This window comes from Aeromonas sp. BIGb0445 (assembly GCF_024809075.1).
In the GTDB taxonomy this organism is placed as follows: Bacteria; Pseudomonadota; Gammaproteobacteria; order Enterobacterales; family Aeromonadaceae; genus Aeromonas; species Aeromonas rivuli.
Genome location: NZ_JANUES010000001.1, coordinates 176,037 through 193,637 on the forward strand (window position 1 = coordinate 176,037; position 17,601 = coordinate 193,637).

General features: G+C 58.9%; 14 protein-coding genes, 9 tRNA genes and 1 pseudogene. 8 read left to right on the forward strand and 16 right to left on the reverse strand.

Features of this window, described 5'->3' with window-relative positions:
* Positions 1–33: 33 nt before the first annotated feature.
* Positions 34–996: a glycosyltransferase gene (locus M2367_RS00785; protein ID WP_259235513.1), complete on the reverse strand. Its 963-nt coding sequence runs from the start codon at positions 994–996 to the stop codon at positions 34–36.
* A gap of 282 nt (positions 997–1,278) precedes the next feature.
* Positions 1,279–1,860, reverse strand: coding sequence for an HAD family phosphatase (locus M2367_RS00790; RefSeq protein WP_259235514.1), 582 nt, complete (start codon positions 1,858–1,860; stop codon positions 1,279–1,281).
* Between the two features lie 253 nt (positions 1,861–2,113).
* Here M2367_RS00790 and M2367_RS00795 point away from each other — a divergent pair, with 253 nt between their 5' ends.
* Entirely contained in the window at positions 2,114–3,484 is a 1,371-nt protein-coding gene (locus tag M2367_RS00795; protein ID WP_259235515.1) for an MDR family MFS transporter, read from the forward strand.
* A 126-nt stretch (positions 3,485–3,610) separates the two neighbouring features.
* Complete coding sequence (locus M2367_RS00800; RefSeq protein ID WP_259235516.1) at positions 3,611–5,443, forward strand: SLC13 family permease; 1,833 nt, start codon at positions 3,611–3,613, stop codon at positions 5,441–5,443.
* Between the two features lie 215 nt (positions 5,444–5,658).
* Here M2367_RS00800 and M2367_RS00805 read toward each other — a convergent pair.
* From M2367_RS00805 to lolB, 14 genes and pseudogenes are all read right to left on the reverse strand, one after another.
* Positions 5,659–5,742 (reverse strand) — tRNA-Leu (locus M2367_RS00805).
* Positions 5,743–5,750: 8 nt separating this feature from the next.
* Positions 5,751–5,827 (reverse strand) — tRNA-Met (locus M2367_RS00810).
* A gap of 133 nt (positions 5,828–5,960) precedes the next feature.
* Positions 5,961–6,035 (reverse strand) — tRNA-Gln (locus M2367_RS00815).
* 152 nt (positions 6,036–6,187) lie between these two features.
* Positions 6,188–6,262, reverse strand: a tRNA-Gln gene (locus tag M2367_RS00820).
* 14 nt (positions 6,263–6,276) lie between these two features.
* Positions 6,277–6,353, reverse strand: a tRNA-Met gene (locus M2367_RS00825).
* Positions 6,354–6,485: 132 nt separating this feature from the next.
* A tRNA-Gln gene (locus M2367_RS00830) sits at positions 6,486–6,560 on the reverse strand.
* 142 nt (positions 6,561–6,702) lie between these two features.
* Positions 6,703–6,777: transfer RNA gene (locus tag M2367_RS00835), tRNA-Gln, on the reverse strand.
* 13 nt (positions 6,778–6,790) lie between these two features.
* Positions 6,791–6,867: transfer RNA gene (locus M2367_RS00840), tRNA-Met, on the reverse strand.
* A 236-nt stretch (positions 6,868–7,103) separates the two neighbouring features.
* Positions 7,104–8,195 (reverse strand): redox-regulated ATPase YchF, encoded by a 1,092-nt coding sequence (gene ychF, locus M2367_RS00845; protein ID WP_042040836.1) that lies wholly within the window; start codon positions 8,193–8,195, stop codon positions 7,104–7,106.
* A 133-nt stretch (positions 8,196–8,328) separates the two neighbouring features.
* Positions 8,329–8,925 carry an aminoacyl-tRNA hydrolase gene (gene pth, locus M2367_RS00850; RefSeq protein WP_224431081.1) on the reverse strand — a complete coding sequence of 199 codons (597 nt, stop codon included), beginning with the start codon at positions 8,923–8,925 and terminating at the stop codon, positions 8,329–8,331.
* A gap of 224 nt (positions 8,926–9,149) precedes the next feature.
* Entirely contained in the window at positions 9,150–10,097 is a 948-nt protein-coding gene (locus tag M2367_RS00855; RefSeq protein ID WP_005907893.1) for a ribose-phosphate pyrophosphokinase, read from the reverse strand.
* A 217-nt stretch (positions 10,098–10,314) separates the two neighbouring features.
* Positions 10,315–10,389, reverse strand: a tRNA-Gln gene (locus tag M2367_RS00860).
* Positions 10,369–11,239, reverse strand: a pseudogene (gene ispE, locus M2367_RS00865) (4-(cytidine 5'-diphospho)-2-C-methyl-D-erythritol kinase). The gene M2367_RS00860 and the pseudogene ispE overlap by 21 nt, the downstream one beginning before the upstream one ends.
* Positions 11,236–11,814 carry a lipoprotein insertase outer membrane protein LolB gene (lolB, locus tag M2367_RS00870; protein ID WP_259235517.1) on the reverse strand — a complete coding sequence of 193 codons (579 nt, stop codon included), beginning with the start codon at positions 11,812–11,814 and terminating at the stop codon, positions 11,236–11,238. The pseudogene ispE and the gene lolB overlap by 4 nt, the downstream one beginning before the upstream one ends.
* 128 nt (positions 11,815–11,942) lie before the next feature.
* On the opposite strand from lolB, the gene hemA reads away from it, so the two are divergent.
* From hemA to kdsA, 6 genes are all read left to right on the forward strand, one after another.
* Positions 11,943–13,199, forward strand: a complete 1,257-nt coding sequence (gene hemA / locus M2367_RS00875; protein WP_042040832.1) for a glutamyl-tRNA reductase — start codon at positions 11,943–11,945, stop codon at positions 13,197–13,199.
* A gap of 51 nt (positions 13,200–13,250) precedes the next feature.
* Entirely contained in the window at positions 13,251–14,339 is a 1,089-nt protein-coding gene (prfA, locus tag M2367_RS00880; RefSeq protein WP_224431078.1) for a peptide chain release factor 1, read from the forward strand.
* A 51-nt stretch (positions 14,340–14,390) separates the two neighbouring features.
* Positions 14,391–15,239: a peptide chain release factor N(5)-glutamine methyltransferase gene (gene prmC, locus M2367_RS00885; RefSeq protein WP_259235518.1), complete on the forward strand. Its 849-nt coding sequence runs from the start codon at positions 14,391–14,393 to the stop codon at positions 15,237–15,239.
* Positions 15,240–15,277: 38 nt separating this feature from the next.
* Positions 15,278–15,661, forward strand: coding sequence for a SirB2 family protein (locus M2367_RS00890; RefSeq protein WP_042040829.1), 384 nt, complete (start codon positions 15,278–15,280; stop codon positions 15,659–15,661).
* A gap of 88 nt (positions 15,662–15,749) precedes the next feature.
* Positions 15,750–16,553, forward strand: coding sequence for a SirB1 family protein (locus M2367_RS00895; RefSeq protein WP_042040828.1), 804 nt, complete (start codon positions 15,750–15,752; stop codon positions 16,551–16,553).
* A 188-nt stretch (positions 16,554–16,741) separates the two neighbouring features.
* The gene (gene kdsA / locus M2367_RS00900; RefSeq protein WP_042040827.1) at positions 16,742–17,596 is read left to right on the forward strand and encodes a 3-deoxy-8-phosphooctulonate synthase; all 855 of its coding nucleotides are present in this window, start codon (positions 16,742–16,744) and stop codon (positions 17,594–17,596) included.
* The last annotated feature ends 5 nt before the right edge of the window (positions 17,597–17,601 follow it).

The window sequence follows — 17,601 nt, forward strand, 5'->3', positions numbered from 1 at the left end:
GCCGTTTAGGGTGAATACATCATGAGCCAAGGTTTATTTCATGAAAGGTTTGGTTAATTTCCAGAGGAAGAATGCCAACGCCCTCATGGTGGTACTGCGCCGATTTAATCCTTCTTCCCAGATATGTTCAAACAGTACCATCCAGTTTTTTGCGACCGTCTCTCTGGCGTATTCCCTCACTCGTTGCTTGCCATGCTCTACCATGTCCTGATATAGAAACGGATTGTTCTTAAGCATCATGGCCGTCTCTATAATGTCATCTTGGCTATGTGCAACAAGGTAATCCAATGGGCTATTCTTTATTGCCCTGATCGCAGGCTCGTCATCACAAATCAATACACAGCCAGCCAACCAGGTATTGATGAGCTTGCTCGCTGGTTTGCGTGATAATCGATGGTCATGGTATTTTCGAAAACAGAGCACAATGTCTACATTCTGATAGTCAGTCCAGTCATTCAATTCTACTTTTAATGAAAGACCATGCGCCGCTAATTTTTCTTTGAATGCATCGCTTGCCAATTCGGGAGGGAAGCTGTCCATGCGACCAAAATAACCAATAGTCGTGATGGAACAACGCGCTTTATCTCTGGGTTTGAGGCCAGGTTGTGGCCAGTGTGAGATAAATATGCCGCCATTCTTCTCCGCTGACTTTATTTGCTCGACGACATAGTCGGCCCCAAAAAAATATGGCCTGTCTGCTCGGCAGACAACAGTCAGCCCACGCCATGGTTTTACTCTCGGACTGAAATCATCATAATGAAGTAAATTAATTCTGCCTGGCAGACATTCTGTGCCAAAGCTGCACTCTATGTCATCACCATAATAGTGGTTTAAATTGATAAGTGTTTGAAATGTCCAGACGGTACACCCACTCATACAAAGGGTTTGAGGGATCTCATCGGGGTGGATGCGGGCGTTGAGCAGAGATTGGACGTTTTTACCGTATTTATCCATGGCATTCTTACGGCAAACCACATGTATCTTTACTCTTTTCATTATTCTACAACGCCATTAATGTTATCAGGGTGTGGTTGTTTTGTTATTTTTGCATTCTGGGTTGTAGGGTTGATATTTGGTTGAATCATCCCCACACCATAAAATAAATCAATGATTCATTTTATGGTGTTCGAATTAAAAGGGCAATGTGCGATGCCCGATGGCATTGCTGCGCGCCCCGCTATGTTATGGCAGCAAGCCAGTGAAACGGGCCGGTCTCTCAGACCCATTCAAGCACGCCCGCTATGTTATGGCAGCAAGCCAGTGAAACGGGCCGGTCTCTCAGACCCATTCAAGCACGCCCTCTGTCGCCAATATGGTTGCCATGCCCGCCGCCTTGCCAGCCTGAATGCCTATTTCGGTATCTTCAAATACCAGGCAGCGATGGGGGGCGACCCCCAGCAGCTCGGCCACCTTGAGAAAGGTGTCGGGGTTGGGTTTATGGTTTTGCACATCATCGGCGCTGATGAGGACAGGGATAAGGGCATCCAGTCCGGTATTGCGCAGTATCTGCTGCGCCTGATCCCGAGGCGCCCCCGTGCCTATGCCCATGGGGATCTTGCCATATTGTGCCCTGACCAACTCCGCCATGGCCGGAAAGAGGGTGACTTCGCCGATGTGCTGCAAATAGAGGTCGATTTTTCGACGGACGAAGGCGTCAATGTCTATGGTCACTCCCTGCTGCTCGGCCAGCATGGCGACTATCTTGCGGGTAGGGATGCCGCCATAGCTGTTCACCAGTGCGCGATCGAAGGAGAGCTGGAACTCTTCGCAGGTGATCTGCCAGGCATCCAGATGCAGGGGCATGGAATCGACCAGGGTGCCGTCCATGTCGAAGATCAGGGCATCATATTGTTCAAACAAGGGGTTGGCTCCGCACGGGGGAAAGGATCAGCCTAACATGATGCACATCGACCATGTTGGGATTAGTCTCATGCACGGCTTTCGAATATGCAGGGGGCGGATAGGGCTTGAGTGCCATCCGGCAGAAGGGAGGTCATGGCGAGGCCGCAAAGCGGTGAGGCGGGGATCCGCGAACCATGGGGCAGCCGCCGCCATAATATGGCACCATGTGAAACACCGAGCCCCCGTGGCCTACCCCTATGCGAGACCCCTGATGTCCATTTCGCCAAAAACAGTGTTCTCGAGTGTTGCCCTGGTCATTGCCCTGGGATCACTGGAGAAGAGCATTGTCACCACGCCTCTGCCCATGATTGGCGCCGATCTGAACGCCGGCTCGGCCCTGACCTGGGTGGTCACCGCCTACTTGCTTGCCGCGACAGCCGCGCTGCCGGTCTATGGCAAGCTGAGCGATCTGTTCGGCCGCCTGCGGATGCTCAACATCGGCATAGCACTCTTTCTGGCGGGCTCCCTCGCCTGCGGTTTAGCCCAGGATCTCCCTACTCTGCTGGCGGCCCGGGTGCTGCAAGGGCTGGGCGGCGGCGGCCTGATCGCACTCGCCTTCACCGTGATTGCCGACAGCATACCGCCGCGGGAGGTGGGCAAATATCAGGGCTATATCTCCATCGTCTATGCGGTCTCCAGCATCGCGGGTCCTCTGCTCGGTGGCTACTTTACCGAACAACTGAACTGGCGCTGGATCTTCTGGATCAACCTTCCCCTCGGCGCCCTGGCGCTCTGGCTGGTCAATCGCAATCTGCGCCATCTCAATGTGCGTCGCCACAGTCGCTTCGACTGGAAGGGGGCGGGGCTGCTGATTACTGTGACCACCTTGTCGCTGTTGCTGCTCTCGCCGGACACGCCGCTGCCTGGCCTCTGGCTGGCCGCGGCACTCGGCACGGCGCTGTTAGTGCTCATCTTCATCGAACGGCGTGCCCATGATCCCATACTGCCTGCCCATCTGGTGCGACTGCCCGGTTATCTGGTCGCGGTGCTGCTCTCTCTGATCGCCCAATTGCTGATGTTTGCCGTGCTGGTCTATCTGCCCTTGCAGATGCAGTGGCAGAAGGGGATGAGCGCGAGCGAGAGCGGTCAGGACATGGTGATTTTCATGGTATTCATCACCCTTGGGGCCTTCGTCGGTGGCAAGTTCATCGCCCGCACCGGCCATTACAAGCGGTTCGTGGTGGTGGGCTTTGCCCTGGCGGCGGTGGCGCTGTGGCAATTGCACTTCGATGTCTGGGTGAGGCTGGCGCTGCTGTTTGCCGGGTTGGGGCTGGGACTGACCCTGCCTGCGCTCTCCGTGGTGGTGCAAAGTGCGTTGCCAGCCCAGGATCGCGGCATCGGCATGTCGCTGTTCAACTTCGGCCGTGAGCTGGGCGGCGCCATCGGTGTCGCCGTCTGCTCGGTGCTGTTTCATGCCTCCCTGTCCACCCGCTCGGAGGGTGGATTGGATAAGCTCAGCCCGGCCGAGCTGGCGCCGGGCTTCAGTGCGACTTATATCGGCATGGCCGCCATTGCCAGCGGCGCACTGCTGCTCACCCTGCTTGCCCTCAAACGCCATGAGCTGTCGAGCCGCACCCACTAGGTCTGATCGGGATGGCGGGCTTTATTGATATGTCACAAGATGCTGCCAGGGTGACTGTGCTCTGATGGAGTCCGCTGTCGTGATGATGAGCGCGCGGCAGATGGGATAGAGAGGGAGGAGAGTTCGTTGAATTCCGAGTTGGTCTGGGTGCTCTGCCTGCTGCTGGGTGCCATCTATCTGTTCGTCAGCAACAAGGTGCGCATGGATGTGACGGCCTTGCTGGTGCTGATCCTGTTCGTGCTCAGCGGCACCTTGACCCTCAGTGAAGCGCTGGCTGGCTTCAGCGATCCCAGCGTGATCCTGATAGCGGCTCTGTTCGTGGTGGGGGAGGGGCTGGTGCGCACCGGCATCGCCTATCAGGTGGGGGATGCTCTGGTCAAGGTGGCGGGCAACAGCGAGACCCGGCTGCTGGTGCTGCTGATGGTGGCGGTCGCCGGGCTCGGCGCCGTGATGAGTTCGACCGGGGTGGTGGCTATCTTCATCCCCGTGGTGCTCAGCGTCTCGAATCGCATGGGCATACCGGCTGGAAGGCTGATGATGCCGCTCGGCTTCGCCGGCCTCATCAGCGGCATGATGACCCTGGTGGCGACGCCGCCCAACATGGTGGTCAACAGTGAGCTGGTTCGCCATGGGATCCCGGGATTTGGCTTTTTCAGCTTCAGCCCCCTGGGGCTCATCATCCTGGTGCTTGGCATCGGCTATATGCTGCTGGTGCGCGGTACCCTGGTCAAGGATACGGCGCCCGGCCGCAACAAGGGATCGCGGCGCAGCACATTGCGCGAGCTTATTCGTGACTATCGGCTAACGGGGCGAGCGCGGCGTCTGGCGATCCGGCCGGGCTCTCCCTTGATAGGGCACACCCTGGACGAGCTGCAACTGCGTGCCCGTTACGGTGCCAACGTCATCGGGGTGGAGCGCTGGCGCAAATTCCGGCGGGTCATGGTGAGCGTGTCCGGTATCTCGGAGTTTCAGGCGCGAGACGTCTTGCTCATCGACATGGCGGATCCCGAGGTGGATATCCGCACCTTCTGCAGCGAGGCCATGCTCGAGCCCATGATACTGCGAGGGGACTATTTCTCGGATCAGGCGCGGGAAGTGGGACTGGCCGAGATCTCCCTCATTCCCGAATCCAGCCTGCTCGGCAAGAGCCTGCGGGAGACGACCTTTCGCAGTCAGTATGGGCTGAGCGTGGTGGGGCTGCGGCGCGGCAGTGAGGCGCTGACCGGGCGGCTGGTCGATGAACCCTTGCAACTGGGCGACAGATTGCTGCTGGCGGGCAACTGGAGTCTCATTCGCCAGCTACACGCTCATCAGAGGGATTTTTTGCTGCTGGGGCTGCCCGCCGAGGTGGACGAAATGGCCCCGGCCCGCAGCCAGGCGGCCTATGCGCTGTTCTCGCTGGGGGTCATGGTGCTCCTGATGGTGACAGATCCGGTGCCCAATGTGGTGGCTGCCCTGATAGCCTGCCTGCTGATGGGCCAGTTTCGCTGTATCGATCTGGAGAGTGCCTACAAGTCTATCCATTGGCCGACTCTGATCCTCATCGTCGGCATGTTGCCCTTTGCCCTGGCGTTGCAGAAGACAGGGGGCGTGGATCTTATTGTCGGCGGGCTGATGGAGCTGGTCGGCGACATGGGGCCCAGGGTCATGCTGGCCAGCCTGTTTGCCCTCTGTGCCCTCACCGGGCTCTTCATCTCCAACACCGCCACCGCGGTATTGATGGCTCCCATCACCATCGGCGCGGCGCAGCAGATGGCGGTCTCTCCCTATCCCTTTGCCATGACCATTGCCATTGCGGCCTCGGCGGCCTTCATGACGCCGGTCTCGTCGCCGGTCAATACCCTGGTGCTCGGCCCTGGCGAGTATCGCTTCATCGACTTCGTGCGCGTGGGAGTGCCTTTCACCTTGTTGGTCATGGGGGTGAGCGTGGTGGCCATCCCCTGGTTCTTCCCGTTCTGAGCAGTCTGGGGTGGAATGAACGCAGGAAGATGGACAGATGCGGCCTGCGGGCCGCTTTTTATCGGCGGCATCATGCATACTGAGGCAGAGCCAGTCATGAGGGACGTGGCTGTGCAGGAGAAATCAGGGATGTGAGCAGGGCGTGAAGAGGCGGGGATGCTAGCCTGCGGGCACAAAAAAACCAGCCTGAGCTGGTCTGTTTGGTACTGCTGTAATGGTGCGGAAGGAGAGACTCGAACTCTCACGCCTAGGGCGCCAGAACCTAAATCTGGTGCGTCTACCAATTTCGCCACTTCCGCAAACTATATGGTGGCTATGACGGGATTCGAACCTGTGACCCTCGCATTATGAGTGCGATGCTCTAACCAACTGAGCTACATAGCCGTCTTGTATCCGACATTGTCGTGTACAAGTAAAATGGCTGGGATACCAGGCTCTGAACCTAGGTGCGTTGACGAGATAAAAACCACTCACGCTTATCACAGCACGTCATCGGCGATGCCAATGACAGTAAAAATGGCTGGGGTACTAGGATTCGAACCTAGGAATGGCGAGATCAAAACCCGCTGCCTTACCGCTTGGCGATACCCCAACAGCGCTCCTCAACAGTCGTGAGACTGGCAAAGAACGTTTAAAAATGGCTGCGGAACCAGTATTTGAACCTAGGCACATTGACGAGATCAAAATCTCTCAATGCTTTCCTCAGCTTGCTACCGACAGGTGAACATCGATAACCAGAATTAATGGCTGGGGTACTAGGATTCGAACCTAGGAATGGCGAGATCAAAACCCGCTGCCTTACCGCTTGGCGATACCCCAACTGCAACTAAAAATGGTGGCTATGACGGGATTCGAACCTGTGACCCTCGCATTATGAGTGCGATGCTCTAACCAACTGAGCTACATAGCCGTCTTGTGCCGACGTAGTCGATACAAGTAAAAATGGCTGAGATACCAGGCTCTGAACCTAGCTGCGTTGACGAGATAAAAACCTCTCACGCTTATCACAGCACGTCATCGGCGAGGCCAACGACAGTAAAAATGGCTGGGGTACTAGGATTCGAACCTAGGGATGGCGAGATCAAAACCCGCTGCCTTACCGCTTGGCGATACCCCAACTGCTATTCCCCATCAGCCAGCTGGCCGCTAAAGAACCTTTAACACTTGCCTTGATGCCAGTCACTCACCGGCCGCATTGACGTGTTCAGATTGTCACTGCTTTCATGGCTTGTCATCGACGATGTCAACGACTGAAATAATGGCTGGGGTACTAGGATTCGAACCTAGGAATGGCGAGATCAAAACCCGCTGCCTTACCGCTTGGCGATACCCCAACTGCAAGATAAATGGTGGCTATGACGGGATTCGAACCTGTGACCCTCGCATTATGAGTGCGATGCTCTAACCAACTGAGCTACATAGCCAACCTAGCGTCCAGTGAGTCGTTACCTCGTCACTGTGCGGCCCGAATTATGCGTATCTGGCTTTGGGGCGTCAACCCTTTTTTTGCCAGAAAATCCGAATTTGGGTGCGTTTGACCAGATATTGCGCTCTGTCGTGCAAAAGCCCAACAATCTGGTTTTTTTAAACTCATGGCAGGGATGGCAAGGGCCTGAACCATGAGCAAAAACAGGCCAGCAAATGCTGACCTGTCATGGGGTTAGACGTTGAACAGGAAGTTCATGATATCGCCATCTTTGACGATGTAGTCTTTCCCTTCTGCGCGCATCTTGCCCGCTTCCTTGGCGCCTTGCTCACCCTTGTAGGTGATAAAATCATCAAATGCGATGGTTTGTGCGCGAATAAAGCCTTTTTCGAAGTCGGTGTGGATCTTGCCTGCCGCTTGCGGGGCTGTGGCGCCGACCGGAATGGTCCAGGCTCGCACCTCTTTCACGCCGGCGGTGAAGTAGGTCTGCAGGTTGAGCAATTCATAACCTGAGCGGATCACCCGGTTCAGGCCCGGCTCTTCAATACCCAGATCGGCCATGAACTCGGCGCGATCTTCGTCATCCAGTTCGGCAATGTCGGACTCGATGGCGCAGCAGACCACGACCACAACCGCATTCTCGGCGGCGGCGATTTCACGCACCTTGTCGAGGAAGGGGTTGTTCTCGAAGCCATCTTCCGCCACGTTGGCGATGTACATGGTGGGCTTGAGAGTCAGGAAGTTGAGGTGGCTGACGGCGGCCAGCTCCTCTTTGTCCAGCTTCATGCCGCGGATCATCTGACCCTCTTCCAGCACGGTCCGAATTTTTTCAAGGGTCTCCACTTCCAGCTTGGCATCCTTGTCGCCGCCCTTGGCGCGCTTGGACTGGCGGTGGATGGCGCGCTCGCAGGCGTCCAGATCCGACAGGGCCAGCTCGGTGTTGATCACCTCGATGTCATCGGCCGGGGAGACCTTGCCGGCGACGTGGATGATGTTTTCATCCTCGAAGCAACGCACCACGTGACCGATGGCTTCGGTTTCGCGGATGTTGGCCAGGAACTGGTTGCCCAGACCTTCACCCTTGGAGGCGCCCGCGACCAGACCGGCGATGTCCACGAACTCCATGGTGGTCGGTACCACGCGCTGGGGGTTGATGATGGCCGCCAGGGCATCGAGACGGGGATCCGGCATGGGGACCACACCTGTGTTGGGCTCAATGGTGCAGAACGGGAAGTTGGCGGCTTCGATGCCGGCCTTGGTCAGCGCATTGAACAGGGTGGATTTACCTACATTGGGCAGGCCCACGATACCGCATTTAAAACCCATGGATAGTTACCTTATTGATGGATGCTGTGAGGTGCCGCCAAGGCAGCGCCTGTCTATCTTTCTGCCCTGAACTGCGTTCATGGCCCGTATCTTGTTCACGTGGCATGAATACGCAGGTATTCATGCCACGCACTTATGCTTTTTCGGCCTTGAAGCTGTGCAGGCGGTTCATGGCCTTGGTCATATCCTGTTTGAACAGAATGTCGGTGGCACGCAGGGCTTCGTCCAGTGCGGCATCGATCAGACTCTGTTCACTGCTGGGTGCCTTGGTGAGCACGAAGCCGGCGACCAGCTCTTTGGCGCCGGGGTGGCCGATGCCGAGTCGTAACCGGAAAAATTCCTTGTTATTGCCCATCTTGGCGATGATGTCTTTGAGGCCATTGTGACCCCCATGACCGCCGCCCTGTTTGAACTTGGCGATGCCGGGGGGCAAATCCAGCTCGTCATGGGCGACAAGCATCTCTTCGGGCGCTATCTGGTAGAAACGGGCCAGGGCAGCCACCGCCTTGCCGGAGAGATTCATATAGGTGTTGGGGATGAGCAGACGCACATCCTCTCCCTCGACCAGGATACGGGCAGTGTGACCGTGGAACTTGGGCTCTTCACGCAGGCTGGCGTTGTGCCAGCGGGCCAGTTGTTCCACATACCAGGCGCCCGCATTGTGGCGGGTCTTGGCATATTCGGCACCCGGATTACCCAGACCGACGATCAATTTGATTTGGCTTGTCACGCTCAGTCTCTTCACTCGCTGCAGCCCGAAACGGTGTGCCCGGGGCAATAGGACGCAATATTCTAGCCGCCGCGTGGCGATCACTCAACCAATGCCGTCCCGGCTTGCCATTTGTTCTGCTGTCAGGGCCGTGGCTGCGGGCCCTTTGCCGCGTGCAGAAAAGAGAAAAACCGCCCTGGGGCGGTTTTTCTTATCTGGCCTGCCAGCAAGCTGGCGAGCCTGCATCAATGCTCGAACATGGCAGAGATGGACTCTTCGTTGCTGATGCGGCGAATGGCCTCGGCCAGCACGGTAGAGAGGGTCAGCTGCTTGACCTTGCCGATGGCCTTCATCTCCGCGGTGAGCGGGATGGAGTCGGTGATGATCAGCTCGTCGATGACCGAGTTCTTGATGTTTTCCACGGCGGAGCCGGAGAACACAGGGTGAGTTGCGTAAGCAAATACCCGCTTGGCGCCACGCTCTTTCAGCGCTTCGGCCGCCTTGCACAGGGTGCCACCGGTATCGATCATGTCATCGACGATGATGCAGTCGCGGTCGGCGACGTCACCGATCAGGTGCATGACCTGGGAGACGTTCGGACGGGGACGACGCTTGTCGATGATGGCGATGTCGGTGTCGTCCAGCAGCTTGGCGATGGCGCGGGCACGGACTACGCCGCCGATGTCCGGGGAGACAACCACAGGGGACTCGAGGTTCTTGGACTTCATGTCTTCGAGCAGCACCGGGCTGCCGAACACGTTGTCAACCGGGACATCGAAGAAGCCCTGGATCTGCTCGGCATGCAGGTCAACGGTCAGCACGCGATCCACACCCACGCTGGACAGGAAGTCGGCGACGACCTTGGCGGTGATGGGTACACGGGCGGAGCGGACGCGGCGGTCCTGACGGGCATAACCAAAGTAGGGGATGACAGCCGTGATACGGCCAGCTGAAGCACGACGCAGTGCATCCACCATGACGATCAATTCCATCAAATTGTCGTTGGTCGGGGCACAGGTGGATTGAATGATGAAGATATCGCCACCACGTACATTCTCATTGATCTGTACGCTGATCTCGCCGTCGCTAAAGCGACCTACGGCAGCATTGCCGAGTTTGATAAACAGGCGATCTGCGATCTTCTGGGCTAGTTCCGGCGTTGCGTTACCAGCAAACAGCTTCATGTCAGGCACGGTTTGAAACCTCGGGGTTGCATCCAGTATGTGGGTGAGTCCGTAATCGAACCCATATCGTTCGCTAGCAAACGATTTAGCAAGCTGACGGGGCAGGGCAATGGGCCCGGGTCGGCAGACCAACCGAATGAACTATGCAGAGACCTTATAACAGAGGAGAGGGGGTCGAAGCCATGACGCTAGTCTGTCTTCGGTAATCCTTCCCATGGGTCAATGATGGCTGGGGTACTAGGATTCGAACCTAGGAATGGCGAGATCAAAACCCGCTGCCTTACCGCTTGGCGATACCCCAATCATTGAGTCTGTTGCAATGTCACGAAGAGTGGTGATATGTTCTCGCCCTTGGCGACAAATCCCCCCCACTCTCTCGGTACCTTGGCCAACACCTTTCGAGCACTCACTTCGTCTTCAAACTGAGCAAAGACGCAGGCTCCTGTGCCCGTCATTCTTGACGGCGCGTATTCTAGCAACCAGCCGAGCGCATTGGCAACCTCGGGGTGGCGCTTTTTCACCAGCGGCTCGCAATCGTTTTTCCAAACCCCGTCCAGCAGGCTGTTCAATGCCAATTTGGGGGTATTGCGTGGCAAGTCCGGATCCTGAAAAACCTCGGCGGTGCTGACGTGGCACTCGGGTTTGAGTACCAGGTACCAGGCTTCGGGCAGGGTGACGGGTTGCAACCGCTCGCCCACCCCTTCGGCAAAGGCGGCGCGCCCGCGCACAAACACCGGCACATCGGCGCCCAGGCTCACCCCCAGCTCGGCCAGCTCATCCAGGCTCAATCCCCCTTGCCAGAGATGATTGAGGGCCACCAGGGTGGTGGCGGCATCCGATGAACCGCCGCCGATACCGCCACCCATGGGCAGTACCTTCTCCAGCCTGATATGGGCCCCCATGGGACGGCTCAACCTGGTTTGCAGCAGCCGGGCGGCACGGATGATGAGATTCTGCTCATCGGGTACGCCGGGAATGGCCGGGCTCAGGGTGAGCTGGTCGCTGTCCGGCAGCGGCTCGAATTCGAGCCAGTCGCCGTGATTGAGGAAGATGAACAGGGTCTGCAGCTCGTGATAGCCGTCCGGGCGACGGCCATTGATGTGCAGGAACAGATTGAGTTTGGCCGGGGCAGGCCAGCGAGTCTGGCTCATGGTTGCAGGACCCACTCGTTGATCTGCAACTTGAGGCGGCTCTGGGGGCCGGTCATGTTGAGCAAGTGGGGCAGGCGATAGCCATTCTGATCCCGGTAGTCCTGATAGTTGATCTGCCACTGGCCATCACGGACGCTCGCCAGGCTGTTGTCCGGGTTGAGGTTGTAGTCGGCTTTGCCGGGCAGCCCCTTGATCCACTCGGGCAGGCCGTCGATGGGCAGGTGCCAGCCGGTGAGCTGGTAGATAAGCGCCTCGGCATCCTGACTCTGGTGCAGCTTGCCCTCGTTGTCGGTCAGGCTGACCTGGCCTTGCACCCGGCTCAGCTCCAGGATGCTGGTGCCGATCAGGCTGGTGAGATTCAAGCGATAATCATCACCGGTTTGTTGCCAGTTGAGGCGAGCGCTGCCCTTCTGCTGGGCGGTGATGATGGCCATCTTGCCCGACAGTTGCCAGTGATCGAGCCGCTCTAATCGGGTCCGTTCTTGCTGCCAATCGACTTGCTGGCGCTGGGGTTGGGTGACAGTACAACCGGCGAGCAGTAGCAGGCCGAGCAGGGGGAAAAGTCGCAAGAACAAGGTCGTGCTCCGGATAAGAGGTTTGCCACAGTATAAGGGGCGGCCGTATTGCTTTTAAAGCCTTACCCTTTCTCGTACAATTGACGGCCTTATACACCCTGTGCCCAAGAAACGATCAGCGCCCACTCATGAGTCTGCTTGCCCTCGGAATCAACCACAACACCGCCAGTGTCGCCTTGCGGGAACGGGTCGCCTTTGGCCCGGATTGCATCGACCATGCCCTGCGGGAGTTGGTGGCGCAACCCGGGGTGAGCGAGGCGGTGATCGTCTCTACCTGCAATCGCACCGAGCTCTACTGCGCCCTGGAGCAGGGCCATGGCGCCCAGGTCGCCCAGTGGCTGCAGCAGTATCACGGTCTGGATAACGCCGAGGTGGAGAAGGCCATCTACCAGCACCATGACGAGGAGGCGGTACGCCACCTGATGCGGGTCGCCTGCGGGCTCGACTCCCTGGTATTGGGAGAGCCGCAGATCCTGGGGCAGATCAAGCAATCCTACGCCCATGCCCAGCAGGCCGAGGTGCTCAAGGGCTCCCTGGAGCGCCTGTTCCAGAAGGCGTTCTCCGTGGCCAAACGGGTGCGTACCGACACCGAAATAGGCGCAAGCGCCGTGTCGGTCGCCTTCGCGGCCGTGAGTCTGGCGCGGCGTATCTTCTCGGATCTCTCCCAGACCAAGGTGCTGCTGGTCGGGGCCGGCGAAACCATCGAACTGGTCGCCCGCCATCTGCGCGAGCAGAACGTGCGTCAGATGATGGTGGCCAACCGCACCCTGCAGCGTGCTCATACCCTGGCCGAGGAGTTCGGCGCTCAGGTGATGACCCTCGAAGAGATCCCGGATTATCTGCATGAAGCGGACATCGTCATCAGCTCCACCGCCAGCCCCTTGCCCATCATCGGCAAGGGCATGGTGGAGCGGGCACTCAAGGCGCGTCGCTTCAAGCCGATGTTTCTGGTCGATATCGCCGTGCCCCGCGACATCGAGGCGCAGGTGGACGATCTTTCCGATGCCTACCTCTACACGGTCGATGACCTGCAGGGCATCATCGAGCAGAACCTGGAGACCCGCAAGCGGGCGGCCACCCAGGCCGAGGTCATCGTCCTGGAAGAGCGCGACGAGTTCATGGACTGGTATCGCTCCTTGCATGCGGTCGATCTCATCCGCGACTACCGCGCCCAGGCCCAGCAGTATGCGGAAGAGGAGCTGGCCCGTGCCCTGCAAGCCCTTGCGCAAGGGGAATCTCCCGAGGCGGCGGCGCGCGCCTTGACCCACAGACTCACCAACAAGCTGATCCATGCTCCGACCCAGGCCCTTCGTCAGGCGGGGGCGAGCGGGGATCGCGAACAGCTGATCCAGCTGCGTCAGGTCCTTGGCCTGTCAGCGGACTAACTTTGCCCGGGCAGGCCATGCCGCCCCGTCACCATTGAGATATCGGGAACTATGAATCCGTCACTGATCAGAAAGCTGGAAGGCCTCATCGAGCGCCACGAAGAAGTACAGGCCTTGCTCGGCGAGCCGGGGGTGGCCTCGGATCAGGACAGATACCGCGCCCTGACCCGGGAGTATTCCCAGCTGGAAGACATAGTGCACGCCTTCCAGCGTTTTCGCGGCGCCGAAGACGAGCTGGAAACCACCAAGCTGATGCTGGAGGACAGTGACACCGACTTGCGCGAGATGGCGCAGGAGGAGCTGCCCCTGGTCAAGGCCACGCTGGAAGAGCAAGAGCAGGCGTTGCAGGTGATGCTGTTGCCAAGGGATCCTCGGGATGACAACAACTGCTACCTGGAGATCCGCGCCGGAGCGGGCGGGGATGAAGCCGCCATCTTTGCCGGGGATCTGTTTCGCATGTACTCGCGCTTTGCCGAACGTCAGGGCTGGCGCCTCTCCATCGTCAGCTGCAACGACGGCGAACATGGGGGCTACAAGGAGGTGATCGCCAAGATTGATGGTGAGCACGTCTATGGTCGCCTCAAGTTTGAATCCGGCGGCCACCGGGTGCAGCGGGTGCCGGAGACCGAATCCCAGGGCCGGGTGCACACCTCCGCCTGTACCGTGGCGGTGCTGCCGGAAGTACCGGAAGCCGAGCAAGTCGAGATCAATGCGAACGACCTGAAGATAGATACCTTCCGCGCCTCCGGGGCCGGTGGTCAGCACGTCAACAAGACGGACTCCGCCATCCGCATCACTCACCTGCCCACCGGGCTGGTGGTGGAGTGCCAGGATGAGCGTTCCCAGCACAAGAACCGCGCCAAGGCGATGTCGGTGCTCTCCGCCCGCCTGCAGGCGGCCGAGGATGAACGCCACCGCGCCGCCGAGCAGAGCACCCGCCGCAATCTGGTGGGCTCTGGCGATCGCTCCGAGCGTATTCGTACCTATAACTACCCCCAGGGGCGCCTCTCCGAGCACCGCATCAACCTCACCCTCTACCGGCTGGGCGACATCCTGGAGGGGGATCTGGACTGCGTCATCACGCCGCTGGTACAGGAGTATCAAGCCGATCAGCTCGCCTCCCTGGCGGACAATGGTTAATCGCCAGCAGAGGAGTGTGTATAGGATGGCAACCCAGAGAGAGCCGCACTGATGCAGATCCAGCAAGCCCGGGCCCATATCATGGCGACCCTGGCCTCCGGGGAATCCCCCCGCGCCGACGCCGATGCGCTGCTCTGCCATCTGCTGAGCTGCCGGCGCAGTTACCTGATGACCTGGCCGGAGCGCACTCTCGATGCCGCGCAGCAAGGGACGCTGCAAGCGTGGCTGGTGCGTCGCCTGGCCGGTGAACCCATCGCCCACCTTATCGGCGAGCGGGAGTTCTGGTCGCTGCCCCTCAAAGTGAGCCCGGCGACCCTGATCCCGCGCCCGGATACCGAGCTGCTGGTCGAACAGGCACTCTCCCGCTTGCCCGCAGGCCCCTGCCGTGTGCTCGATCTGGGTACCGGCACCGGTGCCATTGCCCTGGCGCTCAAGTCGGAGCGCCCCGATGCCGATATCTGGGCCCTGGATCTCATGCCAGGTGCCGTGGCCCTGGCCCGGGAGAACAGTCAGACCCTGTCATTGCCGCTGACGCTGCTGGCGGGCAGCTGGTTTGCCCCTCTGGCCGAGCTGATCACGCCGCCGCGTTTTGACCTGATTGTCTCCAATCCGCCTTACATAGACCCGGATGATGAGCATCTGGCGCAGGGCGATGTGCGCTTCGAACCGCTTTCTGCCCTGGTGGCCGACGAGCAGGGATTGGCTGACTTGCGCCAGATAGTGGCGCAATCCCCGGACTATCTGCAGGCGGGCGGCTGGTTGCTGCTCGAACATGGCTGGCAACAAGGGGAGGCGGTGCGCAACCTGCTGTTGCAGCAGGGTTATCAGGGGGTGGCGACCATACGCGACTATGGCGATAACGAGCGAGTGACCCTGGGTTGCTGGCACCCTCATGATTGATGGCGGGCCAGGCCCCTGTCTTGTTCAAGGAATAAGTGATGTATTTTGCTCTCAAACATCTTCATCTGCTGCTGATCGCGGCTGCCGTGCTGATGTTCATACTGCGTTTCTACTGGCAACAGACGGGTTCTGACCGAGGGAGAGATCCCCGCACCCTGCAACTGAGTGGCTGGTGCAATGGCCTGGTGGTACTCACCGGTGTCGCCCTGTGCATGGTGCTGGATCTCAATCCGTTCAATAATGTCGTGCCCTGGCTGAGCGAGAAGCTGGTATCCATTCTGGTGGTTGCCTTCCTGGGTCTGATGGCATTGCGTCTGGCCCGAGGCAATATGATCCGCTGGTTTGCCTTCCTGGGCACCCTGGGTTGGGTCTATTTCGTGGCCAAGCTGGCCATACTCAAGCACTCAACGTTGTTCGGTTAAGGCTCATGATGCCCGCAATTGAGAAATGGACTGAGGTTGCCTGCATGCGGCTAGCCGTCTGCGATCTTGTGCCTGGGGGAATAAGCTGATGTTTCGCATCGATGAGTGGACGGATTTTGAGGCCCAGGATCTCGTCTTGCTAGCCCTGAGCGTCAGCGAGGAGATCAACCAGCATGATGGGGAAGGATCTTTGCGGGAACTGGAGCTGCTCGATGAGTGGCTCAATGAGACCCTCCAGGAAGGCACGGCCGATGAGGTGCGCACTCAGCTGATCCATGGTTTCTACCAGAGTCTGGGTTTTCACGGCGACTGGCAGGACTTTTTCTCCTCAGGTAACAGCGACATTGCCACTGTGCTGACGCGGCGCCAGGGGATCCCGGTCAGCCTCGGCATACTGCTTATCCAGCTCGGGCGACGGGTTGGTCTGGATGTGGAGGGGATCTGTTTCCCCGGTTACTTCCTGGTGAGTTTTGCAGGGGACGAGGGGGAGGTCTATGTCGATCCCTTCAACGGCGAGGTGCTGAGCCACCACCGTATCGAGCTGCTGCTGCGCGGCTCCCTCGGGGATCTGGCGGCCCTGAAACCGGATCATCTGCAACCTTCGGGGCAGTGGGAGATCATCGAGCGCCTGATCAACGTCAGCAAGAGTGCTTTGCTGCGTGAGAATCGCATGGCGGAGGCGCTGCGCGCCAGCGAGCTGCTGCTGCGCATGAAACCCGGCGATCCGCTGGAGACGCGGGACAGAGGCTTCATCTACGAGCAGCTCGACTGCCCACGCTTCGCCGCCGACGACTTTGAATATTTTATTGAACAGTGCCCGGACGATCCGGTGGCCGATGTGCTCAAGATGCAGCTGGCCGCCCTGGATCTCAGCCCCAAGCCCCTCCATTGAGGGCGTCTGGGGAAGCCCCTTCACTTAAGGATGCCTGGGAATTGAAACAGAAGAATATCAAGATCGATGTGCTCAAGGCGCAGCGGACTGATTTGGATTCAAGCCCCTTCACTTAAGGGGGCCTGGGAATTGAAACAGAAGAATATCAAGGCCGACGTGCCCAAGCCCCTTCACTTAAGGATGCTGAGATGGAACAGAAGAATATCAAGATCAACGCGATCGACGTAGCCAATGACAAACCCTTCGTGCTGTTTGGTGGCATGAACGTGCTGGAATCCCGCGACATGGCGATGGCGGTGTGCGAGAAGTACGTGGAAGTGACCAGCAAGCTGGGCATCCCATTCGTGTTCAAGGCGAGCTGGGACAAGGCGAACCGCTCCTCCATCCACTCCTACCGCGGCCCGGGCCTGGAAGAGGGGATGAAGATCTTCCAGGAGCTCAAGGCGACCTTCGGCATGCCGGTCATCTCCGATCTGCATGAGGTGCATCAGGCCAAGCCGGTGGCGGAAGTGGTGGATGTCATCCAGCTGCCCGCCTTCCTGGCGCGCCAGACCGATCTGGTGGAGGCCATGGCTCGCACCGGCAACGTCATCAACATCAAGAAGCCGCAGTTCCTGAGCCCGAGCCAGATGAAGAACATCACCGACAAGTTCGAGGAGTGCGGCAACGATCAACTTATTCTCTGTGAGCGCGGTGCCAACTTCGGCTATGACAACCTGGTGGTGGACATGCTGGGTCTGGGAGTGATGAAGAAGAGCACCGGTGGCTACCCGGTTATCTTCGACGTGACCCACTCCCTGCAGTGCCGCGATCCCCTGGGCGCCGCCTCCGGTGGCCGTCGGGATCAGGTCACCGAGCTGGCCCGTGCCGGCATGGCGGTCGGTCTGGCCGGCCTGTTTATCGAATCCCACCCGGATCCGAAATCGGCCCGTTGCGACGGCCCAAGCGCCTTGCCGCTGGAGAAGCTGGAAGGCTTCCTCAAGCAGATGAAGGCGATCGATGACCTCATCAAGGGCTTTGAGCCCCTCGATACCTCCGCTTGAGCCTG